Raw genomic sequence first — 22904 nt, 5'->3', positions numbered from 1 at the left:
GGGGAAGAGAGTTTTTTGGGGGGGCGGCCATGGCGACATGGCCGCCCTTATGCGTTGATAGGATAGGCGGCGGTCGTGGACCGCTGGAATTCCATGAGCGATATTGAAGAACATGGTGGGTGCGGGCCGGCTGAGGCGGCATCGGTGGCGGGCGAAGACAAGGCGCACTGGCCACCGGTTGGCCCGTTCCGCGCGGGCCTGAAGGGACGCTGTCCCCGCTGCGGTGAGGGCAAGCTGTTCAGAGGCTATCTCGAACTGGCCCCACAGTGCGGCGTCTGCCGGCTGGACTATTCCTTTGCCGAAGCGGGCGACGGACCGGCCGTTTTCGTCATCTTGATCATCGGCTTCATCGTCGTCGGCCTGGCCCTTTGGATGGAGGTTTCCCTCAATCCGCCGCTCTGGCTTCATCTCCTGATCTGGATACCGTTTACGCTTGTCCTAGCTCTCACTGCGCTGCGGCTGATCAAGGGTGTCCTGGTCACGCTTCAGTACCGCAACAAGGCTGCGGAGGGGCGGATTGACCGGCCTGCGTGAACACATGGCAGCCCAGACACCAGCCAGTTCCAAGCCCTTCCCATGGCTGCTGGTCGCGATGGCCGTGGTCGTCTTTGCCGTCCTGCTCGGGCTCGGCAACTGGCAGATGGATCGTCTGCGCTGGAAGGAGGGCCTGCTCGCGACCATTCACGAGCGGATCGCCTCACCGCCGATCTCCATCGACTCGGTCGATGCCCGCTATGCCAGAAGCGGAGATGTCGACTACTGGCCCGTCGAGGTCCATGGAACGTTCCTGCACGAATATGAGAGGTATTTCTTCGCGACCCACGAAGGGCGTTCAGGCTTCTACGTCTACACGCCGCTGCGCCTCACTTGGGGGAGGTACGTCTTCGTCAATCGCGGTTTCGTGCCATATGAGAACAAGGACCCGGCCACGCGCCCAATGTCGCAGCCTACCGGAGAGGCGGTCGTCAAGGGTCTTGCCCGCAACCCGGTGCTGCAAAAGCCGTCCATGCTCGTGCCGGATAACGATCCGGCCAAAAACATTTTCTACTGGAAGGATCTCAACGCCATGGCTGGCGGCATCTACCTTCCTCTGCGTTCGGTGATCCTGCCGTTCTCGATCGACGCGGATGCCACGCCCAATGAAGGCGGCCTTCCCATTGGCGGCGTGACCATCATCAACTTCCCCAATAACCACCTACAATATGCGTTCACCTGGTTCGGTCTGGCGGCTGCGCTTGCGGGCGTGATGTTGGTCTGGCTTGTCGGCCGGGGAAAGCGGACTGACGAGTGAGCATCTCGTGCTCGGGTGCGAGCCCTCGTTGGCACGCGTGTTCTCCCCTCATCGGGCCCTTCGGGCCACCTTCTCCACGCTGGGGAGAAGAGCGCGGCGGCGCGGCCGGTTCCTTTCTCTCCCCGCCGGAGGGAGGATGGCTTGCGAAGCAAGCCGGGTGAGGGGGCATGATATCGGATATCCTTGGCAGTCATTGCGAAGGGGCTTTGCACCGCCCACTTCTCAACGCGCTTGACGGCCGGATCACGAAGCTTCAAACCGGCGCGAACCATGACGATACACGCTCAGATCACCAAACCACCGCTGACGATACGGCTCTGCGAGCCGCGCGGCTTCTGCGCGGGCGTGGACCGCGCCATCCAGATCGTGGTGCTGGCGCTGAAGAAATACGGCGCGCCGGTCTTCGTACGCCACGAGATCGTTCATAACCGCTACGTAGTGGAGGGCCTGCAGCAACTGGGCGCCGTGTTCGTGGAGGAACTGGACGAGATCCCGGAGGAGCACAAGAACGCGCCCGTGGTCTTCTCAGCCCACGGCGTGCCGAAGGCCGTTCCGGAGGACGCGGTACGCCGCAATCTCTTCTATCTCGATGCGACCTGCCCGCTGGTCTCGAAGGTTCACAAGCAGGCGATGCGCCATCACCGCCTCGGCCGTCACGTGCTCCTCATCGGCCATGCCGGCCATCCGGAGGTGATCGGCACGATGGGACAACTCCCGCCGGGCGCGGTGACGCTGATCGAGACCGTGGCCGATATCGAGCGCCTGCAGCCGGAGGACCCGTCAGCACTCGGCTATGTCACCCAGACGACGCTCTCTGTCGACGACACCGCCGGCCTGATCCGCGCACTCGAGGAACATTTCCCGCAGGTGCAGGCGGCTGCGGCCGAGTCGATCTGCTACGCGACGACCAACAGGCAGGAAGCCGTCCGCATGGCCGCGCCGGGGGCCGACCTGTTCCTCGTGGTCGGTGCGCCGAACTCGTCCAACTCCAAACGCCTCGTGGAAGTGGCGGAAAGGGCAGGCGCCGGCAGGTCGCTGCTCGTCCAGCGCGCCTCGGAGATTCCCTGGGACGAGGTCGGGGACATATCGACGCTGGGCCTTTCGGCAGGGGCCTCAGCTCCCGAGATCATCGTCGACGAAATCATTGAAGCCTTCCGCGCCCGGTTCGAGGTCAGCCTCGATCTGGCGATCACGGCCCAGGAACTCGAGAATTTTCCGGTGATGCGAGCATTGCGCGACGTGGAACTGACGGCCGCCGACATGGCATTCGTGAACGGTAATCACTGATGGCGGTCTATACCGACGTTTCGGAAGGAGAGCTCGAAGCGTTCCTGAAGGAGTACCAGGTCGGCGACCTGCTCTCCTACAAGGGCATCGCGGAAGGCTCCGAAAACTCCAATTACATGCTTCATACGACCAAGGGCGCCTACATCCTGACGCTCTACGAGAAGCGCGTGGAACGCCAGGACCTGCCGTTCTTCCTCGGCCTGATGGAGCATCTGGCTAAGAAGGGGATCGTCTGTCCCCTGCCGGTGCAGCGGAGGGATGGTCAACTCATAGGAACGCTGGCAGACCGCGCGGCGGCACTGATCACCTTCCTCGAAGGTGTTTGGATTCGCAAGCCCAACGCCACCCAGTGCCGCGAGGTCGGGAGGGCTTTGGCGGGGCTGCATCTGGCAGGGGCAGACTTCCCGATGTCGCGGCCCAATGCGCTGCAGATCGAGGGCTGGCGAAAACTCTGGGCCGGAGCCCGCGACCGGGCCGATGAGGTCGAGCCGGGCCTGGTGGCCGAGATCGACCGCGAATTCGCCGAGTTGGAGCGCGACTGGCCCACCGACCTCCCGGGCGGGATCATCCATGCCGACCTGTTCCCGGACAACGTTTTCTTTCTCGGAAACGAGCTGTCTGGCCTGATCGACTTCTATTTCGCCTGCAACGACTTCTATGCCTACGACCTGGCGATCTGCCTTAACGCCTGGTGCTTCGAGAAGGACCAGTCCTACAATCTCACCAAGAGCGCGGCGCTGCTCTCCGGCTATCGTTCAGTGCGGCCGTTGAGCGACGCCGAGGCCGAGGCGCTGCCGCTTCTCGCCCGCGGTGCGGCGCTGCGATTCATGCTGACCCGGCTCTATGACTGGCTGACGATCCCCGACGGGGAACTCGTGCTCAAGCGCGATCCGCACGAGTTCATCCGCCGTCTGCGCTTCCATCGGAGAATCCGTTCGACGGCGGAGTACGGGCTTTGACGATGAAGCAGATCGAGGTGTTCACCGACGGCGCCTGCTCGGGCAATCCCGGACCCGGCGGCTGGGGCGCGATCCTGCGCTACAACGGCCAGGTCAAGGAACTGTCGGGCGGCGAGGCCGACACCACAAACAACCGCATGGAGTTGATGGCGGCGATCAGCGCGCTAGGCGCCCTCAAGGAACCGTGCGCCGTCGACCTCTATACGGACAGCAACTATGTGCGCGACGGCATTTCCGGCTGGATCCACGGCTGGAAGAAGAACGGCTGGAAGACGGCGTCCAAGCAGCCGGTGAAGAACGCCGAGTTGTGGCAGCAACTCGACGAGGCCACCCGCCGCCACAAGGTGACCTGGCACTGGGTTCGGGGTCATGCCGGCCATCCCGAGAACGAACGCGCCGACGAACTCGCACGCATGGGCATGGCGCCGTTCAAGCTGGCGCGAAAGAAGGGGCGGGCGGGGCCAGGTCTGTAGGCGGTTTTGGAATTGCTGGGCCTTTTAGCCGAGTGACACCCTGGTTGAAGCCCCCCACCGGTTCGCTACGCAATCCACTCTTATCTGAGGGACGCTTGGGCAACTTGATAGGTTGAGTCTGAAGCGCCGCGTTCCTGGAATGAACGCGGCGCTTCTGTATCAGCCTATGGAAAGGAGGAAAGCTTCCAGCCGATCCTAAAGCTGCTCCAAGATCTTCGCGGCGCCGGATTCGTTCACGCCGGGCTGGGTCTCGATGTTGAGCGCAGTCACCTTGCCATCGTCCAGGATCATCGAGAAGCGCTTGGAACGAACGCCCATTCCGGCTCCGCTCAAGTCGATGTCGAGGCCGATATTCTTCGCGAATTCACCGCTACCGTCGGCGAGGAACAGGATCTTGCCTTCCGCGCCGGTGAAGCGCGCCCACGCGGCCATGACGTGTTGGTCGTTAACCGAGAGGACCGCGATCGTGTCGACGCCCCGCGCCCGGATTGCGTCGTGGTTCTCGAGATAGCCCGGCAGGTGGTTGTTGCTGCAGGTGGGCGTGAAGGCGCCGGGCACGCCGAACAGCACGACCTTCTTGCCGGCGAAGATGTCGTCTGTGGTTAGCGTCTTGGCTCCGTCATCCGTCATCACCTTGAATGAGGCGGCGGGCAGTTTGTCTCCGATGGAGATCGTCATGGCTTCCTCGGTTAGGTTGCTGGTTTCTCTCCCGGATTACGAGCTAACCGGTCCCCGCGCAACCGGCCTTTGACCGGAGCATCCGATCAGAAATAGGGGATGGTCCCGCTTACGGCTCCGGCGTCCGTGACCAGCGTGTAGTGAAGACCGGCACCGGAAGGGCGCTGGGCCGGCTTGATGACGGGGATCCTGAAGAGCAAGTCGCCCTCTCGGTTCACCTTCTTGGGTTCGCGGAAGGCGTAGCCATCGTCGGAGGCGATGAACACGTCAGCGTCGGTGGCGCCTTGCGGCAGCACGGCCTCGACCAGCAGGTGGTCCTCGCTCGCCTCCACCGTCTTTAGACCGAACTCGTCGGTCGCGGGCTCCGGCAGCGCCGATAGTGCCGCGTTCACCAGCGAGGTGTCGTCGGGATTATGAGGATCGCTCGCCGGATCAACCTTCAATTCGGCGTGGACGGGGACGCAGATCGATTCGCAGATGCCGAGGAAGATCGCGGCAGAGATGGTGACCGGGCGCCCCGGGTCCTTCACATGGAACGTGATCGGCAGCGCTACCGGACGATCATACCCAGCCCATGCGAATTCCCCGTCGCGGTGCCGCTCCGGAGGCGGGAAGTCGAGTCCTGCGAGGGAGATGTTGCGGCTCGCCGATAGGTCGACGCTGGGCGGTACGCCGGCGTCACCGGGGTCGCGCCAATAGGTCTTCCAACCCGGGGCGAGTTCGATGTGGAGCACGCCACGAAGCGTGCCGCTTCCGTCAGGCTCGCCCGCAGTGACCAAGCGGACGCGCCCGCCCTGCATCATCACCCAGTCGCTGGAGGACGCGTGGGAATCCGTGGCATAGCCGCAGGCGGCCAGTCCCAAAGCAAATGCCAATCGCATGAACTTCATGGGCTGCGATTTGACGCCCGACAGACCGATTTGCAACGCTGGGTTATCCAAAACCTAAGTCATTTTTGTGTGAGACTGAGACTTCCCTAGGGGCGGGCCTGAATCCCCGTGGTCTTTCAAAATCACTGGAAAAACGCTAACTTTGTGGCATGGATTTATTGAAGAACAAACCTTCCGCAGGAAGGCACGGATTCCTCGACGGGCAGTTCCTGATCGCGATGCCGGGCATGAAGGACGACCGCTTCGCCCGCGCGGTGATCTATGTCTGCGCCCATAGCGAAGAAGGCGCGATGGGACTGATCATTAATCAGGCCCAGCAGATGCAGTTTCCCGACCTCCTCGTCCAACTCGGCATCATCGAGGAGAAGGAAGTCATCCGGCTGCCGGATTCGGCGCGAAATTTCGTCATCCGCAACGGCGGCCCTGTCGATCGCAGCCGCGGCTTCGTGCTTCACACCGGAGACTACCGGGTAGAGTCGTCGCTACCTGTCTCCCAGGAGATCTGCCTGACGGCGACGATCGACATCCTGCGGGCCATCTCGAAGGGCAGGGGACCGCGCAAGGCGCTCATGGCGCTCGGCTATTCCGGCTGGGGCGCAGGCCAACTCGAGAAGGAGATACAGGAGAACGGCTGGCTGACCTGCCCGGCTCTTCCCGACCTTCTCTTCGACGGCGACATGGAGCGCAAGTACGACCGCGTGGTCGCGTCGCTAGGCATTGACCTCGCGCATCTCAGTTCGGTCGCCGGTCACGCCTGAGCCTTCTGGTTCTGCTCCTTGAGGATGCGCAGCGCCGCGTCGGCATGCATCGGCGGGCCGAACATGAAGCTTTGCCCGAATTCGCAACCCATCTGACGAAGCTCGAGGGCGTCGCGCTCGTCCGAGATGCCCTCGGCCACCACCGACATCCCCAACTCGTGAGCCATGTTGACCATGGATTTCAGCAGGACCGCACGCTTCGGCGACGGATCGTCGAGGAAGCTCTTGTCGATCTTGATCGTATCGAACGGGAAGCGCGTGAGGTAGGAGAGCGACGAATAGCCCGTGCCAAAATCGTCGATGGATAGTCCCACACCGATCTTCTTGAGCTTGCCGAGCACGTGGGCGCTCTGCTCCGGGTTGTCCATAACCAGCGACTCGGTGAGTTCCAGGCGGAACCAGATCGGCTTGATGCCGGTCCGCGCGACGATCGTTCGTACGTCGTTGATCAGGTCGCGGCGCAACAACTGATGGCTTGAGAGGTTGACCGAGATCGACAGCGGGACGTCGCCCAACTGCTGCTGCCAGCCAGCCAGGTCCTCGGCCGCCCTCTGCATGGAGAACATGCCAAGCTGGACGATGAGCCCGCAATTTTCCGCGACCGGGATAAAATCGCTAGGAGGAATGGCGCCTCGGCGTGGATGGTCCCACCGCAGGAGCGCCTCGAAACCAGCAATCGAGCGGTCCTCCAGCCGTACGATCGGCTGATAGACTAGGCTCAGTTCGTTGCGTTCTATGGCCCGCTGCAGGTCGGCCTCGATCTGCAGGCGGTCCGTGCCGACGGAGCGGAATGCGGGACGGAACGGTTCGATCCGGTCGCCGCCGAAACGCTTGGCCTGCTGCATGGCAAGCTCCGCATCCTTCACCATATCGGCCGCCAAACCCTGTGCCCCGGTCCAGGTGACCAGGCCAATCGAGCCGGTGAGCACGATCTCCTGCTTGGCGAAGTTGATCGGCGCGCGGATCGCCTGCTTGATGGAATCCGCGAATTCCGCGATGCGGGCCGGGTCCTGCTCGGAAAGCAGCATGAAGACGAACTGGTCGCCCGAGAAGCGCGACAGCGCGTCGGAGGGTTTCAGAAGACGGTGGAGCCGCCGTGCGATCGTCAGCAGGATCGTGTCGCCGGCCGAAATGCCCAGACTGTCGTTGATCTTCTTGAAGCGATCGAGGTCGATGACGATCACGGTGGGCCGCACCGCTTCCCCGGTCTTGGCGATCGAGATGACCGTCTCCAGTCGCGTGAGGAAGAGCTCGCGATTGGGCAGCCCGGTCAGGTTGTCATGGACGGCGTCGTGGAGCAGCCGCTCTTCCGACTTCTTTTGCTCGGTGACGTCAACCAGCGTGCCGACGCAGCGGATGACCTCGCCGTCGGAGCCGACTACCGGCCGAGCCTTGAGCGCGAACCAGTGATAGTGGCCATCGGCGCCGCGCAGGCGGAAGCTCTGCGAGACCTTGCCGCGCCGGTGCTCCAGGACGACGTCGAGGGTGGTTCGGAAGGAATCTCGGTCGTCGCCGTGCAGGATCGGTAGCCAGTTGCGGGCCGGTCCCCCCAGCGTGTTGACGGAAAGCCCGAGTTGCACGCTCACATCCGGGCGTGTCGTCACGCGGTCGCGCAGCACGTCCCAGTCCCACACGATGTCCCCGGAGCCAGCGATGGCAAGCGCCTGTCGCTCAAGATCGCTGAACAGGCCCTGGTGCAGCGCGCCGCCCGCGAAGGCATGCTGGATGACCGTGAAGCCGATGAGAAGGATGATCAGGACGAGGCCGCCGCTGAGGGCCGGCTGGACCATGTCGTTGTTGAGTACGCCTGTGATCGCCATCCAGCACGCCGCCAACCAGGCGAGCACCATCACCCAACTCGGCACCAGCATGATAGCCCGGTCATAGCCGCGCAGGCCGAGGAGTATGATGAGGCCGAGTCCGACGATCGCGGTTGCCGCGAACGAGACCCGCGCGATGCCGGCGGCGACGGCCGGATCAATGACCGCAACGCCAGCGATCAGGGCAAGCCCTGCCATCCACACGAGGGCGCCGTAGCTGAAGTGTCCGTGCCAGCGGTTGAGGTTGAGATACGCGAAAAGAAAGACAACGAAGGTCGCGGCAAGTCCTACTTCGGTGCCTGCCCGCCAGATCTGCTGGTTTCCGGGCGCGATCTCGATGATCTCGTTCACAAAGCCGAAGTCCACGCAGATATAGGCCAGAACGGCCCAGGAGAGCGCCGCCGTGGCGGGGAACATGGACGTTCCCTTCACGACGAATAGGATGGTCAGGAACAGCGCCAGGAGGCCGGCGATGCCGATGACGATGCCGCGGTAGAGGGTGTAGGAGTTCACCGAATCCTTGTAGGCCTCGGGAGCCCACAGATAGACCTGGGGCAGCGTCGGCGATGAAAGTTCCGCGACGAAGGTGACCACCGCGCCGGGGTCGAGCGTCACCTGGAAGACGTCGGCGTCGGGACTGACCTGCCGGTCGAGCGCGAAGCCTTCGCTCGGGGTGATCGCCGCGATTCGGCTGGAGCCGAGGTCGGGCCAGAAGATGCCGGAGTTCACCAGCCGGAAATGCGGGGCCACGATGAGCCGGTCGATCTGCCGGTCTGTCGTGTTGGCGAGCGCGAAAACGCCCCAGTCGCCGCTCGACTGCGCATTCTTGGCCTCGATCTCGATGCGGCGCACGATCCCGTCCGGCCCGGGAGCTGTCGAGACCTGAAAAGTCTTGCCCTGGCCGCGGAAGATCTGCACCGCACCCGAGAGGTCGAGGGCCACGTCGTCCTCGGAAATTTTGATCGGCTCGATCGCATAGGCGGTGCTCGCCAGAACCAGACTGAGCAACAGTCCGGCGAGCAGCGCCGGCAGAAGGCGGAACCTGAACTGCAAACTCAATCCTTCGCGGTAGCGACGCCCCGATCGTCGGCGATCAAGGCATAAAGGTAATGGTCCTGCCAGGCGCCGTTGATCCTCAAATAGGACCGCAACAGCCCCTCACGCTGGAATCCGGCTTTTTCAAGCACGCGCACCGAGCGGACGTTTTTCGGTATGCAGGCCGCCTCCACCCGGTGCAGTCGCAGCGTGTCGAATGCGTAACGCGCAACAAGCTGCAGTGCCTCCGACATATACCCCTTGCCCGAATAGCGCTCGCCGATCCAGTAGCCGATCTGACCGGTCTGCGCGACACCATAGCGGATGTTGCCGATCGTGATTCCCCCAACGAGTTTGCCGGATGAGTTCTGGAAAATGAAGAAGGCCGCGCCGGTCCCCTGACTGAAATCCTCCCGATAGCGGTTCAGGCGATGGCGAAAAGCGCTCCATTCCAGTTCATCAGGCAGCCATCTCGGCTCCCAAGGCTCGAGGAACTTGCGGCTCTCGGCCCGCAATGACGCCCACTCGCGATAGTCGCCGGGGACCGGCGTCCTCAGGGCTACGCGTTCACCTTTCAGCGACGGCAGGTCGCGGCGGAAGAACGGGAGCGCGATCATGCATCAGTGCGAGATGAGGTTACATCGAGGCATTCAGATCAGACGGCCAGCTTATGGGCGGCAGGATTCGGCCTGCCGAGGGAATTCCGAAGCGACGGATAGGCGGTCAGCGTACCGATCGGACCGATACCGGTCAGGGTCGGAGTGGTCGAGAACAAGCGTTCGGAGAGGTCCGTCAGCCGCTCGATCGTCAGCGCTGAGAGGCGCTCCATCAACTCTTCCTTGGGGATGGCCCTGCCGAACAGCAGGATCTGCCTTGCGATCTGCGAGGCGCGGCTGGCCGCGCTCTCGCCGGACATGATCAGACCTGCCCGGTATTGCGCTCTGGCGCGATCGAGTTCGGCCTGCTCGATGCCATCTCCGGCGCGTTTCAATTCCTCTATGATGACTGGGACCAGCTTGCCAATGTCGTTCATGCCAGTGGCGGCGTGGATCCCGAACACGCCGGTGTCCGAAAAGCCCCAATGGAAGGCGTAGACAGAGTAGCAGAGGCCGCGCCGCTCGCGCACTTCCTGGAAGAGACGGGAGGACATGCCGCCGCCGAGGATCATCGACAGGACCTGGGAGGCGTAGAAATCGCGCACATGATAGGCCCGGCCCTCGAAGCCGAGCACTACCTGCGCATCCATCAGGTCACGTTCCTCCCGGTAGTCGCCGCCGATGTATTGTGCCGGCTGCGGGATGTTGCTCTGCGACTTCGATCGGAAGGAGCCGAGCTTGCGCTCGACTTCACGCACGATCGCATCGTGGCTGACGCCTCCGGCTGCGACCACGACCATGTCCTCCGCCCCGTACTGGCGCTCCATGAAATCGTGAAGCTGCTTGGAGGTGAAGGACCGGACCGTATCGGGCGTGCCCAGGATCGAGCGGCCGATGGTCTGGTTGTGGAACGCCGTCTCGGTGAAGCGATCGAAAACGATGTCGTCGGGCGTGTCGTGAGCGGCGCCGATCTCCTGGAGGATGACGTTCTGCTCACGCTCCAACTCGTCGGGATCGAAGGTGGAATCCTGCAGTATGTCGGCAAGGATATCGATGGCGAGCGGAACATCGTCGCCCAACACGCGGGCGTAGAAGGAAGTCGTCTCCACGCTGGTCGCCGCGTTGATCTCGCCGCCGACGTTTTCGATCTCGGCTGCGATCTGGAAGGCGCTTCGCCTGCTCGTGCCCTTGAAGGCCATGTGCTCGAGCAGATGGGCCATGCCGTGCTCGTGTTCGCGCTCGTTGCGCGCACCAGACTTGACCCAAATGCCGAGGGCTACGGTTTCAATGCTGGGAAGCGTTTCGGTCGCGACTGTCAAGCCGTTCGACAGACGGCTTACCTCAACACCCATGTAGTCACACTCCTTGGCGCGCCGCCCGGGCGCGACGACTAATGTATTCTTCCACCATTTTCAAATCCGAGGGAAGTACCGTGTACCGCTCTTGCGATTCCATCAGTCCCGACAGCCATGCTGGCAAGGCAGGCGTCACGCCGGACGCGTCCCTAACGGCCTGCGGGAATTTGGCGGGATGCGCGGTTCCGAGAACGATCATCGGGCTGTCGGTCTCGTGCTGCGCGGCGACATGAACCGCCGTCGCGGTGTGGGGGTCGAGCAGATAGCCGCTGCCTTCGAGCGTCCGCGAGATAGTTAGCGCGGTTTCCTCCATCGAGGCGCGGCCAGCGTCAAAATCCTTTCTGATCGAAGAGAGCGTGCGCTCGCCTATGGTGAAGGCGCCGGACTGCCTGAGGCCGTTCATGTATAGGACGACCTCGCTACTCTGCCGGCTTGACGCCTCGAACAGCAGGCGCTCGAAATTGGACGACACCTGGATATCCATCGACGGCGAGGTCGTGGCGACCACGCCGTGCATGCGGTATTCGCCCGACGACAGCGTGCGCGCCAGGATGTCGTTGTCATTGGTGGCAATGATGAGCCGATCGATCGGCAGGCCCATGCGCTTGGCGGCATAGCCGGCGAAGATGTCGCCGAAATTGCCCGTTGGCACCGTGAAGGAGACGGGCCGGTCGGGCGCGCCGAGCGATAGCGCCGAGGTGAAGTAGTAGACGATCTGGGCCATGATGCGGGCCCAGTTGATCGAGTTCACGCCCGACAGCGAGACCGCGTCGCGGAAGCGGTGGTCGTTGAACATCTCCTTCACCAGCGCCTGGCAATCGTCGAAATTGCCCTCGATCGACAGCGCATGGACGTTCGGCGCCGTTGAGGTGGTCATCTGCCGTTGCTGGACGGGCGATACGCGCCCGTGCGGGAAGAGCACGAACATGTCCGTGCGTTCGCGCCCGGCGAAAGCTTCGATCGCCGCTCCGCCGGTATCGCCGGACGTCGCCGCCGTGATCGTGGCGCGCTCACCGCGTTCGGCCAGGATGTGGTCCATCAGCCGCGAGATCAACTGCATCGCCACGTCCTTGAAGGCGAGCGTCGGCCCGTGGAAAAGCTCTAGCATGAAAGTGTCCGGGCCGGTCTGCACAAGCGGGCAGACGGCTTCGTGGCGGAAGGTAGCATAAGCTTCCCGTACGATCGCGGCGAAGGTCTTTTCCTCGATCTCGCCGCCGAGATACGGCGTCAGCAGCCTGATCGCGATCTCGGTATATGGAAGTCCGCGCAGCGCCCGTATCTCGGCCGTGGACAGTGTGGGCCACTCGTCCGGGACATAAAGCCCGCCGTCGCGCGCCAGCCCCCTCAGCACCGCATCGCTGAAGCCGAGGTGAGGGGCGTTTCCGCGCGTGCTGACATATCTCATTTCACTGGCTCCCCGCGATGCCGGTTTGTGCAAATCGCCGCGCTGCTGGTCGCAATTCGCTCGCCTGGTTGCTATAGAGCATGTCCTTCGGGGCTGGGAAGTGCGGCAGAGGGAGTTTGGTTTGGCTGATCGTCGTATCCTGCCTGGGCTGATCGTGTCCGGGCTTATTCTTGTCGTGGCCGGCTGCCAGTCCGGCACTGGCGGCAGCCCTTCTCCCGGCAGCGCCGGTACGGACACGAAGCCGCCGGAAGGCAAGGTGCTGGAGAGCGAGTTGCGCGGCTACTGTCCGCGCGTGAGCCTCCGAGAGGGCACCAACTATGTCAATTCCTACGCCAAGGGCGGCCAGGACGATCCCTCCAAGCTACAATACCAGGCCTCGATCAGCGACGTGACGCGCTCCTGCTCGCGTTCGAACGGCATGCTCAACATCACCGTGGCGGTGGCCGGCCGCGTTGTTCCCGGGCCGGCCGGCGCGCCGGCGAACATCACCCTGCCGATCAGGGTGGCGGTGCTGGAGGGCGGCAACGTGACCTATTCCGAGCTCAAGAAGCATCAAGTGCAACTGGCCGGTGGGGGGGCTGCGGGGCAGTTCATCGTTAACGAAGCCAGCATTTCCGTGCCCGAGCCGAGCGCTGCGAACGTCCAGATTTTCGCCGGCTTCGACGAAGGTCCGCCGAAGAAGCGCGCTTCGACCGAATAATTCCGGCCGCTCAGGCGTCGGACCATTCCGAAACGGCGGCCAGCACGCTTCGGAAATCGCTCCAGCGGTGGATCACCGTCTCCGCGCCAGCGTCGGTCACCATGTCGGCATGACCGGGATAGGAATGCGAGGCGCCGGTAAAGCCGATGACGCGCATGCCTGCCGCCTTGGCGCCGTGGACGCCATGGACAGAGTCCTCGATCACGAATGTGTCAGCAGGGTCGACCCCATAGTGCTTGGCCGCGTAGAGAAAGACGTCCGGCGCGGGCTTCGGCTTGCCGCTCGGCGTGTCGAGCGCGGAAAACACGTCCTCCTTGCGGAAGAAGGCCTCCAGGCCGGTCTTCTCCATCATGAAGCGGATGCGCTCGGTGCGCGAGTTGGAGCAGATGCACTTCGGCGTCTGAACTGCTGAAACGGCGGCTCGCGCGCCTTCGATGATGCGCACTTCCGAGCGCAGGTGGCGGTCGACCAGCGTTTCGGCTTCGCCGATCAGCGAAGCCTGGAGGGGAATATTCGCCTCCTCCTCGATCTTCAGCATGATATCTTTGAAGGTGAGGCCGGCATAGCGTTCCGCAAGTTCCCCAGCGGTTATCGGAAAGCCGGCACGGGTCAAAAGATCGGCTTCGACGCGCGCGGCGATGATTTCTGAATCGACGAGCGTTCCGTCGAAATCGAAGATGACGAGTGCTGGCTGGTTCATGGCGTCCGTCGATGGGAGGGGAGGAGTTCGCGCGGGGACGGCGATTTCCCGCGCCAATACACGAAGCGGCCGAAACGGGCAAATTGGCCTGCTGCGTGCCGGCATGGGCGTAATGGAGATTCCAGCGCGATTGTGCCGGATGCTGTCGCCCGAACGACCTGCATGCTAGCATCCAGGGCGCGCAGGCAGATTGAACGGCGCCGCGCTTCATTAAAAATTTACTAGAACCGGTAACCATAACGCCCAGTAAACAGTGAGCGTTTGCCGAGTACCGCCGATGAAAGCGTCTTCCTCCCTCGCCCTGTCGGACTATGTGTCCGAAGCCCCTTGGCTGAATTCGATCATCAAGGGCGACTGCATCGCCGCGCTCGAGCGGCTGCCGGAAAAATCCGTCGACGCGATCTTCGCCGATCCGCCCTACAACCTGCAGCTCAATGGCGATCTGCGCCGACCGGACCAGTCGATGGTGGACGCGGTGGACGACCACTGGGACCAGTTCGAGAGCTTTTCCGCATACGATGCCTTCACCCGCGCATGGCTGCTTGCCGCACGTCGCGTGTTGAAGCCGAACGGCACGATCTGGGTAATCGGCTCCTACCACAACATTTTTCGGGTGGGCGCGGCGATGCAGGACCTCGGCTACTGGATCCTGAACGACATCGTCTGGCGCAAGACCAACCCGATGCCGAATTTCCGGGGGCGCCGCTTCCAGAACGCCCATGAGACCTTGATCTGGGCCTCGCGCAACGCGAACGCCAAGGGCTACACCTTCAACTACGAAAACCTGAAGGCGGCCAATGACGACGTACAGATGCGCTCGGACTGGCTTTTCCCGATCTGCACCGGCGGGGAGCGGCTGAAGGACGACGCCGGTAACAAAGTGCACCCGACGCAAAAGCCGGAGGCCTTGCTGGCGCGCGTCATGCTGGCCTCGACGCGTCCGGGCGACGTGATCCTCGATCCCTTCTTCGGCTCCGGCACGACGGGGGCGGTGGCCAAGCGCCTCGGCCGCAACTTTGTCGGCATCGAGCGCGAGCAGGCCTATATCGACGCGGCGCACGAGCGTATCGACGCGGTCGTTCCGCTTCCTTCGGTGGACCTCTCCATTCTGACGGGCAAGCGCGCCGAGCCGCGCATCGCCTTCGTCAGCCTGATCGACGGCGGCATCCTTCGCCCTGGAACCTTCCTCTACGACGCGAAGAAGCGCTGGGTCGCGAAGGTGCGGGCCGACGGCACGATCGCGGCCGGCGACCGCATCGGCTCGATCCACAAGGTCGGGGCGATGGTGCAGGGGCTCGATGCCTGCAACGGCTGGACTTTTTGGCACTACGAGCGGAGCGGCGGATTGACTCCAATCGACGAGTTGCGGCGCATAGCGCGGCTGGGCGTGGAGCGGGCAGGGGCCTGAGGGGTTAGCGCCTGCATTGAGTTCGGGACGCGCTGCTTTGCGGTGCGTCCTTCAAGGCTCGCCCGCGAAATTCTACGCGCACTTTCCAATGTCAAAGAGGGCTCGCACCTCAGGATGAGGGAGATCGGTGCGCGTCCTCACGCATCGCACAACCTTGAAGGTTAGCTATGCCACCAACGGTCCTCACCCCAGGGATAACGAACGCCGGCGGGCGTCCCCGCGCATCGCATAACCTTTAAGGTTAGCGATGGCACCAACGGTCCTCATCCTGAGGTGCGAGCGCTCTTCAAACTCAAACAGTCAAATGAGGCGCTAGATGCGCGAGCCTCGAAGGACGCACAGTCAATCAGCGCGCGTCATGCGTCCTGTGCCCATCATATCGAAGGGATTGCTCACGCCTCGATGCCCCGCGCGTTGAGATCCCCCCTGAGCGTCTCAGCACCGGTAAACAGGACTGCCTGCCAACCGGCGTCGATCGCGCCCTGGACGTTGTTCCGGCTGTCGTCAATGAACAGCGTGACGCGCGGATCCAGACCGAAGCTGGAGGCGTGGAGATCGTAGATCGCGCGCTGCGGCTTGATCAACCCGACATCTCCCGACACGGTCACGCCTCGTGGGCGGTTGAGGAACTGGAAGCGCTCGCGCGCCTCGACAAAAGTGTCCTTGGCCCAGTTGGTCAGCATGGTGACGTCGTGGCCCGACTCGATCAGCCCTTCGAACACGGCGACCGAGTCCTCATAGGCGTGCGGCACCATCTCGTGCCAGTGCCGGCGGAAGTTGCGGATGTTCTCCTCATGCGTCGGATGAAGCGCGATGAGCTCGGCCTCGGCGTCTTCCCAACTGCGTCCTCGATCCTGCTCGATGTTCCAGTCATGGGTGCAGATGTTCTCGAAGAACCATCTACGCTCCGCTTCGTCCGGTATCAGCCGGCTGAACGGCAGGTCCGGGTCGTAATGGATCAGCACCTTGCCGATGTCGAAGACGATGTGGCGGATTTCGCTCATGAAGACCTCAATTGATCGGACGGCGCTTGGTGGCGCCGGGAATGGCGGCCTCGATGGCCTTTTTCATGACGGTCGGAAGGGCCTCGCCGGGGATATCCACCGCCGCGACCCAGCGATGATCCGGAAGCGTGGCCGCGGCTTCTACATCGGCCCGAAGAACTTCGAGTTCAAGCGCGAAATGGGTGAAGACGTGGGAGATCGAACCCGCTCTTCGCCACTCCGCCGGCAGCGGCGGCTCGGGTGAACGCGAAACGTTGCGCGGCACCTTGCTCCATCCGAAGTTCGGCACCTCGGTCATTCCACCGAGAAGGCCCTTCGCAGGGCGGGTCCGAAGCAGGATGGCTCCGTCCGGCCTGACCGCGACAAAGGCGACGCCGGTACGCTTCGGCCGCTCCGCCTTGGGCGCGCGCAGCGGCAGGCGTTCGGGATCTCCCGTAACAATTGCGCGGCAATCCGCCTTCAATGGACAGAGCATGCAGCGCGGCCGCTTCGGCGTGCAGATGGTCGCGCCGAGATCCATCATGGCCTGCGCGAAATCACCGGGCCGGTCGATCGGAACCAGCGTCTCGACCGCGGCCCGGATCGGCCGCTTCGCTTCGGGCAGGGGCGTCTCGATGGCGAACAGGCGTGCCGTCACGCGCTCGACATTGCCATCGACCACGGCGGCAGGCCGTCCGAAAGCGATCGCCGCGATCGCGGCTGCGGTGTAGGCGCCGATGCCGGGCAGTGCGCGCAGGCCGTCCTCGGTGTCCGGGAACCCGTCGGGAAGGCTTGCGACCTTGTCTGCGCAGGCCTTCAGGTTGCGCGCTCGCGAATAATAGCCAAGGCCTGCCCAGGCGCGCATCACCTCCTCGGCAGGCGCGGCGGCCAAATCTTCCACCGCGGGCCAGCGAGCGAGAAAAGCGAGGAAATAGGGTTTTACAGCCTCGACCGTGGTCTGCTGCAGCATGACCTCGGACAGCCAGACGTGGTATGGGTCTGGCCTGACACCCTTCGCCAGATCGGCTGGGGAAACGCGCCACGGCAGGTCGCGATGATGGCGGTCGTACCAGTCGAGCAGTCGCCGAGCCGCCGCCGGGGATGCGGTCGGAGGAGAGGCTTGTTCTTCGAGCACGGCAAGCATGCTAAGGGTTGTACCACCCACCCCAGAACGCTTTTGAGACAGTTCCAATTTTCATGCTCACGCTCCGCATACCGCCGCTTCTGCTCGCTCTGATCTTCGCTTGTGTCATGATCGCTGCAGCCATGGCAACGCCTGCGATCTCGCTCGATGCGCCGGCACTGCGATGGGCCGGAACTGCGATCATCCTCGCCGGACTCGCGGTTTGCGCGGGTGGAGTGCTGGCGTTCCGCCGCGCGGGAACGACGGTGGACCCGACCCGGCCGGACAAGGCATCGGCGCTTGTGCGCAGCGGCATTTATCGCTTCACGCGAAACCCGATGTATCTCGGCTTCTTGCTCTTTCTGGCGGGTCTTGGGGTCCTGCTCGGGCATCCGGCCGCGCTGGTCATAGCGCTCGCCTTCGTGCCCTATATGAACCGGTTCCAGATAGAGCCGGAGGAGGAGGCGCTGGCTCGACTGTTCGGCGATGAGTTCGAGCGTTTCCGGCGCGAGGTGCGGAGGTGGCTGTGACGCAACGACGAGGCGGCAATTGGGCGCAGCCCGTTAGTGATCTCGCGGCCGCCGTGCTCGACCCCGTGCTGCGCAAGCGCGCCGGGCTATCGATCGGTCTAGTCCAGTCCTGGGAGGAGATCGTCGGGACGCGCATCGCCACGAAATCCCGGCCCGAGAAGCTGCAATGGCCGCGTCGCGCCAGCGACGACGATCCGTTCCGTCCCGCGACGCTCGTGATCGCCTGCGAGGGCATCGCGGCGCTTCATCTCCAGCATGAGACCGGCGAGGTGATTGCGCGCGTGAATTCCTTCCTCGGCTTCAACGCGGTGGATCGCATTCGCATCGTGCAGAAGCCCATAGCCGCCAATGTGCGCCCGGCTCGGCCCGCGCCTCGCCCACTCACCTCGTCCGAGAAGAACGCGATCCAGACGAAGGTCCGTGCGATTGAGAATGATGATCTTCGCGCCGCCCTGGAGCGCCTCGGGGCGTCCGTGATCGGATCGAGGAAGCGCTGAAATCCCACATTCGTGAAAGTCCCGGCTGCAAGGCCGCTTGGAATGCCATGAATGATGCCTTAATTGCCAACAACCCTCGCTTTCTGTTTCGCACCCATCCCATCATCCAGAGTTGTTGCAGGTGATTCGCATGTATCGGCCTCTGTCGCGCAGACATTTTCTTTCCACCGTCGCGGTCGTTTCCGCCGCCGGCATCCTCGCTGCCTGCAGCGACGAAGGGGATCAGCCGAGCGCCGAAACTCCTGCGCCGGCCGAGCAGCCTGCCGCGCAGTCGACACCGGCTCCTGGCGCTGCCACGAAGGCACCCGAGGCAGCCGGCACGGTCGACATGGCGAAGTTGCTGGAGCCGGGGCCGATCCCCGACATGATGCTCGGCAAGGCCGATGCGCCGGTCACCATCGTCGAATATGCCTCGATGACCTGCCCGCACTGCGCCCACTTCCATGAGACCACGCTGCCCGAGTTGAAGACCAAGTATATCGACACCGGCAAGGCGCGGTTGATCCTGCGCGAGTTCCCGTTCGATCCGCGCGCCGAGGCAGGCTTCATGCTGGCCCGCTGCTCCAAGGACAACTACTTCCCGATGGTGAACGTGCTGTTCCAGCAGCAGAGGACTTGGGCCTCGGCGGAAAACGCCCGCGATGCGCTGCTGCAGATTGCAAAGCTCGCAGGTTTTACACAGCAGAGCTTCGAAGCTTGCTTGACCGACCAGAAGCTTCTGGATGACATCAGGGCCGTACGGACGCGCGGAGAGCAGGAATTCAAGGTCGACTCGACTCCGACCTTCTTCATCAATGGAAAGCAATACAAGGGGGCCCTGTCGATTGACGAAATGTCGGCGATTATCGACGGCATGCTCTGATCTCGGCGTCCGGCCGCGCAACGCCGGCCGGGGTTCCCGTTTGCGCGGGCGGTGGCGCCAATGAAGTTCAGCCGCCTGCGCCTGCTCGGTTTCAAATCCTTCGTCGAACCCGGCGAATTCGTCATCGAGCGCGGCCTGACGGGGATCGTCGGGCCGAATGGCTGCGGCAAATCGAACCTCGTCGAGGCGCTGCGCTGGGTGATGGGCGAGAGCTCATACAAGAACATGCGCGCGTCCGGCATGGACGACGTGATCTTCTCCGGCTCCGGCACGCGGCCCGCCCGCAACACTGCCGAAGTCACGCTCTTCCTCGACAATACGGACCGTACGGCCCCGGTGCCGTTCAACGACGCCGACGAACTGCAGGTGTCGCGCCGCATCGAGCGGGAGGCGGGGTCGGTCTACCGCATCAACGGCAAGGAGGCGCGGGCGAGGGACGTCCAACTGCTCTTCGCCGACCAGTCGACCGGCGCACGCTCGCCCTCCATGGTGGGGCAGGGCCGCATCGGCGAGCTGATCCAGGCAAAGCCGCAGGCGAGGCGCGCCCTGCTCGAAGAGGCGGCCGGCATTTCGGGCCTGCACACCAGACGGCACGAAGCGGAACTGCGGCTGCGCGCGGCCGAGCAGAATCTCGAACGGCTCGATGACGTCGTGGCGGAGCTCGAGTCGCAGATCGACAATCTGAGGCGGCAGGCACGGCAGGCGACGCGCTTCAAGAATTTGTCGGCCGAGATCCGCAAGGCCGAGGCGACCCTGCTGCATCTTCGCTGGACCGCGGCCAAGGCGCAGGAGGCCGAGGCCCAGTCCGCGCTGACGGCCGCGACCTCCCGCGTTGCCGAGTGCGCCGCCGCGCAGATGGAGGCCGCCAAGGCACAGGCTGTCGGCGCGCATCACCTGCCGGCGCTGCGGGACGCTTCGGCCGCCGCCTCCGCCACCTACCAGCGCCTGTCGATCGCCAGGACTCAGTTGGACGAGGAGGCGCAGCGTATCGGTGCCCGCATGGCGGAACTGGAGCGCAGGCTCGCCCAACTCGCGGCCGACATTGCGCGCGAGGACCAGATGGTCCGCGACAATGCCGACGTGCTCGCCAAGCTGTCGGCCGAAGAAGAAACCCTTCGTGCGGAAGAGGATGGGTCGAGCGAGCGCGAGGAGGAGCGCCAGGAGGCGCTGGAGCGTGCGACCGAGGCGCTGACGGAGAGCGAGGCGGCGCTTTCGGCGCTCACCTCCGAGCGCGCCGAGGCGGTGGCCGCGATCGGACAGGCCGACCGGGCGCTGCGGGAGGCGACGGAGCGTCGCGACCGGCTGGCGCGGCAGCTGGCTGAGGTTGCGCGCGAGGAGACCGAGGTCGCAGCCCGGATCGGTGCTCTCGCTGATCCGGCCGAGAAGCGCGCCGCCGCTGAGTACGCCGCCGAGGAGGCGGAGGCCGCGGAGGAGGCGGTCATTGGCGCAGAGACGGAAGTGACGAAGGCGCGTGGCGCTGAAGCTGCGGCACGGCCGCCGGTGCAGGAAGCGCGCGCGGCGTTCGCCCGCATCGAGACTGAAGCGCGCACCCTGGCGAAGGTGCTGAGCGCAGCGAGCAGCGGAGAGTTTCCGGCGGTTCTGGAACAGATCGCTGCCGATCGGGGCTACGAGACCGCTCTGGGCGCGGCGCTGGGTGAGGACCTCGACATCCCGCTCGATTCGCGCGCGCCGGCCTACTGGGGCGAGAGTTCTGACGCCGATAATGATCCCGCTTTGCCGGAAGGAATCGCGAGCCTCGCTGGCTTCGTCCGAGCGCCGGCGCAGCTTGCCCGCCGCCTTGCCCAGATCGGCATCGTCGAGGAGGCGGAAGGGGCTCGAATTCAGCGGCTTCTCAAGCCCGGCCAGCGCGTCGTCACCCGCAAAGGGGCCTTGTGGCGTTGGGACGGCTTTGTCGCCGGGGCGGACGCACCCACAGCGGCGGCCCAGCGGCTTGCCCAGAAGAACCGACTGCTGGAGCTCGAGGCCGAAGCCGACCAAGCGGCCGAGCGGGTCAAGGCCGCCGAGTCCTCGCTGGCCGCGGTGGAGGCCGCGGTGAAGGCGAATGTCGAGTCGGAGAAACACGCGCGGGATAAGTGGCGCAACGCGCAGAAGGCGGTTGCCGACGCTCGCGACGACTTGGTGCGCGCCGAGCGGGCGGCTGGCGAACTGTCGGCGCGCCGGGCCGCGATCGCCGAAACCAGCAGCCGCATTTCCACCGATCTCGCCGAGGCGGAAAACGCCTTGACCGAAGCGGGGGAGAGGCGAGCCGCCTTGCCTGTTGTCTCGGCGCTGCAGGCCAAGCTGGACGAGTCGGCAAGAACCGTGGCGAGGGATCGCGCCGCCGTCTCCGATGCACGTGCGAGCCATGATGGGCTGAAGCGCGAAGCCGCGGTCCGTGCGCGTCGTCTCGAGACGATCGCCGCGGAGCGAAAAAGCTGGATCAGCCGCGCCGAGAACGCCGAAGCGCAGATCGCCTCGCTGGCCGAGCGGCGCGCCGAGACGGATGCGGAGCTTCAGCAGGTTGCCGAGGCTCCCGGCGAGATCGAGGAGCGCCGCCGCTCGCTTCTGTCCGAACTGAGCAAGGCCGACGAGGCGCGCAAGCAGGCCGCCGACGCCCTCCAGCACGCCGAGAGCCGCCAGGTCACGCTGGACAAGGCCGCGACCGAGGCGATCCAGGCGCTGGCCGCTTCCCGCGAGGAGCGGGGGCGCGCCGAGGAGCGCCTGACCGCTGCGGATGATCGCCGCCGCGAGGTGGAGGCGCGTATCCGCGAGGCGCTCAATATCGAGCCGCATCTCGTGGCTCGGATGATCGAGTCGGAGCCCGGCGCGAAACTGCCGGAGATCGCCGAGGTCGAGCGCCAGCTTGAGCGGGCCAAGTCGGAGCGCGAGCGCCTCGGCGCCGTCAACCTGCGCGCGGAGGAGGAGCAGAAGGAGCTTTCGGATCGGCTGGAGACGATCGTCTCGGAGCGCGAGGACGTGCTCGAGGCGATCCGCAAGCTGCGGCAGGCGATCCAGAGCCTCAACCGAGAGGGGCGCGAACGGCTGCTCGCCGCCTTCGATGTCGTGAACGCCGAGTTCAAGCGGCTGTTCACGCATCTCTTCGGTGGCGGCACGGCCGAACTGCAACTGATCGAATCGGACGATCCGCTGCAGGCCGGCCTGGAGATCCTGGCGCGCCCGCCAGGCAAGAAGCCGCAGACTATGACGCTGCTGTCAGGCGGCGAGCAGGCGCTGACCGCGATGGCGCTGATCTTCGCGGTGTTCCTGACCAATCCTGCGCCGATCTGCGTGCTCGACGAGGTGGACGCCCCGCTCGACGATCACAATGTCGAGCGCTTCTGCAACCTGATGGACGAGATGGCGCGCACCACCGAGACGCGTTTCGTCATCATCACCCACAACCCGATCACCATGGCGCGCATGGACCGGCTGTTCGGGGTGACGATGGCCGAGCAGGGCGTCAGCACGCTCGTCTCGGTCGATCTGCAGGCGGCGGAACGGATGCGCGAGGCGGGGTAGGGTTTCGCTGCCGGGCATTCGTCATCCTCGGGCTT

21 protein-coding genes are annotated in these 22904 nt (G+C 64.3%); 12 read left to right on the top strand and 9 right to left on the bottom strand.

The window, feature by feature from the left end; translation table 11 throughout:
* Positions 1 to 93 precede the first annotated feature (93 nt).
* The 5 genes from HUI96_RS06370 to rnhA all read left to right on the top strand — a co-directional run bounded on the left by HUI96_RS06370 (position 94) and on the right by rnhA (position 4010).
* On the top strand, positions 94 to 534 hold the full coding sequence (locus tag HUI96_RS06370) for a DUF983 domain-containing protein (protein ID WP_188253813.1): 441 nt from the start codon (positions 94 to 96) through the stop codon (positions 532 to 534).
* Positions 535 to 538: 4 nt separating this feature from the next.
* Positions 539 to 1291: an SURF1 family protein gene (locus HUI96_RS06365; RefSeq protein WP_188254160.1), complete on the top strand. Its 753-nt coding sequence runs from the start codon at positions 539 to 541 to the stop codon at positions 1289 to 1291.
* A gap of 270 nt (positions 1292 to 1561) precedes the next feature.
* The gene (ispH, locus tag HUI96_RS06360; protein WP_188253812.1) at positions 1562 to 2578 is read left to right on the top strand and encodes a 4-hydroxy-3-methylbut-2-enyl diphosphate reductase; all 1017 of its coding nucleotides are present in this window, start codon (positions 1562 to 1564) and stop codon (positions 2576 to 2578) included.
* Positions 2578 to 3537 carry a homoserine kinase gene (locus HUI96_RS06355; protein ID WP_188253811.1) on the top strand — a complete coding sequence of 320 codons (960 nt, stop codon included), beginning with the start codon at positions 2578 to 2580 and terminating at the stop codon, positions 3535 to 3537. Before ispH ends, HUI96_RS06355 begins: the two co-directional genes overlap by 1 nt.
* 2 nt (positions 3538 to 3539) lie before the next feature.
* Positions 3540 to 4010 (top strand): ribonuclease HI, encoded by a 471-nt coding sequence (rnhA, locus tag HUI96_RS06350; RefSeq protein WP_188253810.1) that lies wholly within the window; start codon positions 3540 to 3542, stop codon positions 4008 to 4010.
* A 195-nt stretch (positions 4011 to 4205) separates the two neighbouring features.
* Here rnhA and HUI96_RS06345 read toward each other — a convergent pair whose 3' ends face one another.
* Both HUI96_RS06345 and HUI96_RS06340 read right to left on the bottom strand, forming a co-directional pair.
* A complete protein-coding gene (locus HUI96_RS06345; RefSeq protein ID WP_188253809.1) occupies positions 4206 to 4688 on the bottom strand; it encodes a peroxiredoxin in 483 nt (160 codons plus the stop codon).
* An 86-nt stretch (positions 4689 to 4774) separates the two neighbouring features.
* Entirely contained in the window at positions 4775 to 5614 is an 840-nt protein-coding gene (locus tag HUI96_RS06340) for a protein-disulfide reductase DsbD domain-containing protein (protein ID WP_237683995.1), read from the bottom strand.
* Positions 5615 to 5727: 113 nt separating this feature from the next.
* Between HUI96_RS06340 and HUI96_RS06335 the strand changes: the two genes are divergently transcribed.
* Complete coding sequence (locus HUI96_RS06335; protein ID WP_188253808.1) at positions 5728 to 6336, top strand: YqgE/AlgH family protein; 609 nt, start codon at positions 5728 to 5730, stop codon at positions 6334 to 6336.
* Here HUI96_RS06335 and HUI96_RS06330 read toward each other — a convergent pair.
* From HUI96_RS06330 to thrC, 4 genes are read right to left on the bottom strand one after another with little or no spacing between them, the layout of a single operon-like run.
* Positions 6327 to 9188: an EAL domain-containing protein gene (locus HUI96_RS06330; RefSeq protein WP_425299204.1), complete on the bottom strand. Its 2862-nt coding sequence runs from the start codon at positions 9186 to 9188 to the stop codon at positions 6327 to 6329. The genes HUI96_RS06335 and HUI96_RS06330 overlap by 10 nt on opposite strands.
* 23 nt (positions 9189 to 9211) lie before the next feature.
* Positions 9212 to 9808 (bottom strand): GNAT family N-acetyltransferase, encoded by a 597-nt coding sequence (locus HUI96_RS06325; protein WP_188253807.1) that lies wholly within the window; start codon positions 9806 to 9808, stop codon positions 9212 to 9214.
* A gap of 38 nt (positions 9809 to 9846) precedes the next feature.
* Positions 9847 to 11139: a M16 family metallopeptidase gene (locus HUI96_RS06320; RefSeq protein ID WP_188253806.1), complete on the bottom strand. Its 1293-nt coding sequence runs from the start codon at positions 11137 to 11139 to the stop codon at positions 9847 to 9849.
* A 4-nt stretch (positions 11140 to 11143) separates the two neighbouring features.
* Positions 11144 to 12547 carry a threonine synthase gene (gene thrC, locus HUI96_RS06315; protein ID WP_188253805.1) on the bottom strand — a complete coding sequence of 468 codons (1404 nt, stop codon included), beginning with the start codon at positions 12545 to 12547 and terminating at the stop codon, positions 11144 to 11146.
* Between the two features lie 121 nt (positions 12548 to 12668).
* On the opposite strand from thrC, the gene HUI96_RS06310 reads away from it, so the two are divergent.
* A complete protein-coding gene (locus HUI96_RS06310; protein WP_237683993.1) occupies positions 12669 to 13247 on the top strand; it encodes a hypothetical protein in 579 nt (192 codons plus the stop codon).
* Positions 13248 to 13257: 10 nt separating this feature from the next.
* Here HUI96_RS06310 and HUI96_RS06305 read toward each other — a convergent pair whose 3' ends face one another.
* Positions 13258 to 13947, bottom strand: a complete 690-nt coding sequence (locus HUI96_RS06305) for an HAD family hydrolase (RefSeq protein WP_188253804.1) — start codon at positions 13945 to 13947, stop codon at positions 13258 to 13260.
* Between the two features lie 277 nt (positions 13948 to 14224).
* Between HUI96_RS06305 and HUI96_RS06300 the strand changes: the two genes are divergently transcribed.
* The gene (locus tag HUI96_RS06300; RefSeq protein WP_188253803.1) at positions 14225 to 15355 is read left to right on the top strand and encodes a site-specific DNA-methyltransferase; all 1131 of its coding nucleotides are present in this window, start codon (positions 14225 to 14227) and stop codon (positions 15353 to 15355) included.
* 392 nt (positions 15356 to 15747) lie between these two features.
* Here HUI96_RS06300 and HUI96_RS06295 read toward each other — a convergent pair whose 3' ends face one another.
* Both HUI96_RS06295 and mutY read right to left on the bottom strand, forming a co-directional pair.
* Positions 15748 to 16359, bottom strand: coding sequence for an HAD family hydrolase (locus HUI96_RS06295; RefSeq protein ID WP_188253802.1), 612 nt, complete (start codon positions 16357 to 16359; stop codon positions 15748 to 15750).
* 7 nt (positions 16360 to 16366) lie between these two features.
* Positions 16367 to 17482: an A/G-specific adenine glycosylase gene (mutY, locus tag HUI96_RS06290; protein ID WP_188253801.1), complete on the bottom strand. Its 1116-nt coding sequence runs from the start codon at positions 17480 to 17482 to the stop codon at positions 16367 to 16369.
* Positions 17483 to 17535: 53 nt separating this feature from the next.
* On the opposite strand from mutY, the gene HUI96_RS06285 reads away from it, so the two are divergent.
* The 4 genes from HUI96_RS06285 (at position 17536) to smc (ending at position 22869) form a co-directional block, all read left to right on the top strand.
* A complete protein-coding gene (locus HUI96_RS06285; RefSeq protein ID WP_188253800.1) occupies positions 17536 to 17991 on the top strand; it encodes a methyltransferase family protein in 456 nt (151 codons plus the stop codon).
* Positions 17988 to 18488, top strand: coding sequence for a DciA family protein (locus tag HUI96_RS06280; RefSeq protein ID WP_188253799.1), 501 nt, complete (start codon positions 17988 to 17990; stop codon positions 18486 to 18488). The genes HUI96_RS06285 and HUI96_RS06280 overlap by 4 nt, the downstream gene beginning before the upstream one ends.
* A gap of 130 nt (positions 18489 to 18618) precedes the next feature.
* Positions 18619 to 19350: a DsbA family protein gene (locus HUI96_RS06275; RefSeq protein ID WP_188253798.1), complete on the top strand. Its 732-nt coding sequence runs from the start codon at positions 18619 to 18621 to the stop codon at positions 19348 to 19350.
* A 60-nt stretch (positions 19351 to 19410) separates the two neighbouring features.
* Entirely contained in the window at positions 19411 to 22869 is a 3459-nt protein-coding gene (smc, locus tag HUI96_RS06270; protein WP_188253797.1) for a chromosome segregation protein SMC, read from the top strand.
* Positions 22870 to 22904: the final 35 nt, after the last annotated feature.

The sequence above is a fragment of the Pseudaminobacter soli (ex Zhang et al. 2022) genome, assembly GCF_014595955.1.
Taxonomy (GTDB): domain Bacteria; phylum Pseudomonadota; class Alphaproteobacteria; order Rhizobiales; family Rhizobiaceae; genus Kumtagia; species Kumtagia pseudosoli.
This window is presented reverse-complemented; position numbering and strand designations above follow the sequence as displayed.

Excerpts from the sequence above, each read along its gene's own strand:
- HUI96_RS06370 (WP_188253813.1), top strand. The coding sequence starts at position 94 with ATGAGCGATATTGAAGAACATGGTGGGTGCGGGCCGGCTGAGGCGGCA.
- HUI96_RS06365 (WP_188254160.1), top strand. The coding sequence starts at position 539 with ATGGCAGCCCAGACACCAGCCAGTTCCAAGCCCTTCCCATGGCTGCTG.
- ispH (WP_188253812.1), top strand. The coding sequence starts at position 1,562 with ATGACGATACACGCTCAGATCACCAAACCACCGCTGACGATACGGCTC.
- HUI96_RS06355 (WP_188253811.1), top strand. The coding sequence starts at position 2,578 with ATGGCGGTCTATACCGACGTTTCGGAAGGAGAGCTCGAAGCGTTCCTG.
- rnhA (WP_188253810.1), top strand. The coding sequence starts at position 3,540 with ATGAAGCAGATCGAGGTGTTCACCGACGGCGCCTGCTCGGGCAATCCC.
- HUI96_RS06345 (WP_188253809.1), bottom strand. The coding sequence starts at position 4,688 with ATGACGATCTCCATCGGAGACAAACTGCCCGCCGCCTCATTCAAGGTG.
- HUI96_RS06335 (WP_188253808.1), top strand. The coding sequence starts at position 5,728 with ATGGATTTATTGAAGAACAAACCTTCCGCAGGAAGGCACGGATTCCTC.
- HUI96_RS06325 (WP_188253807.1), bottom strand. The coding sequence starts at position 9,808 with ATGATCGCGCTCCCGTTCTTCCGCCGCGACCTGCCGTCGCTGAAAGGT.
- HUI96_RS06320 (WP_188253806.1), bottom strand. The coding sequence starts at position 11,139 with ATGGGTGTTGAGGTAAGCCGTCTGTCGAACGGCTTGACAGTCGCGACC.
- thrC (WP_188253805.1), bottom strand. The coding sequence starts at position 12,547 with ATGAGATATGTCAGCACGCGCGGAAACGCCCCTCACCTCGGCTTCAGC.
- HUI96_RS06305 (WP_188253804.1), bottom strand. The coding sequence starts at position 13,947 with ATGAACCAGCCAGCACTCGTCATCTTCGATTTCGACGGAACGCTCGTC.
- HUI96_RS06300 (WP_188253803.1), top strand. The coding sequence starts at position 14,225 with ATGAAAGCGTCTTCCTCCCTCGCCCTGTCGGACTATGTGTCCGAAGCC.
- HUI96_RS06295 (WP_188253802.1), bottom strand. The coding sequence starts at position 16,359 with ATGAGCGAAATCCGCCACATCGTCTTCGACATCGGCAAGGTGCTGATC.
- mutY (WP_188253801.1), bottom strand. The coding sequence starts at position 17,482 with ATGCTTGCCGTGCTCGAAGAACAAGCCTCTCCTCCGACCGCATCCCCG.
- HUI96_RS06285 (WP_188253800.1), top strand. The coding sequence starts at position 17,536 with ATGCTCACGCTCCGCATACCGCCGCTTCTGCTCGCTCTGATCTTCGCT.
- HUI96_RS06275 (WP_188253798.1), top strand. The coding sequence starts at position 18,619 with ATGTATCGGCCTCTGTCGCGCAGACATTTTCTTTCCACCGTCGCGGTC.
- smc (WP_188253797.1), top strand. The coding sequence starts at position 19,411 with ATGAAGTTCAGCCGCCTGCGCCTGCTCGGTTTCAAATCCTTCGTCGAA.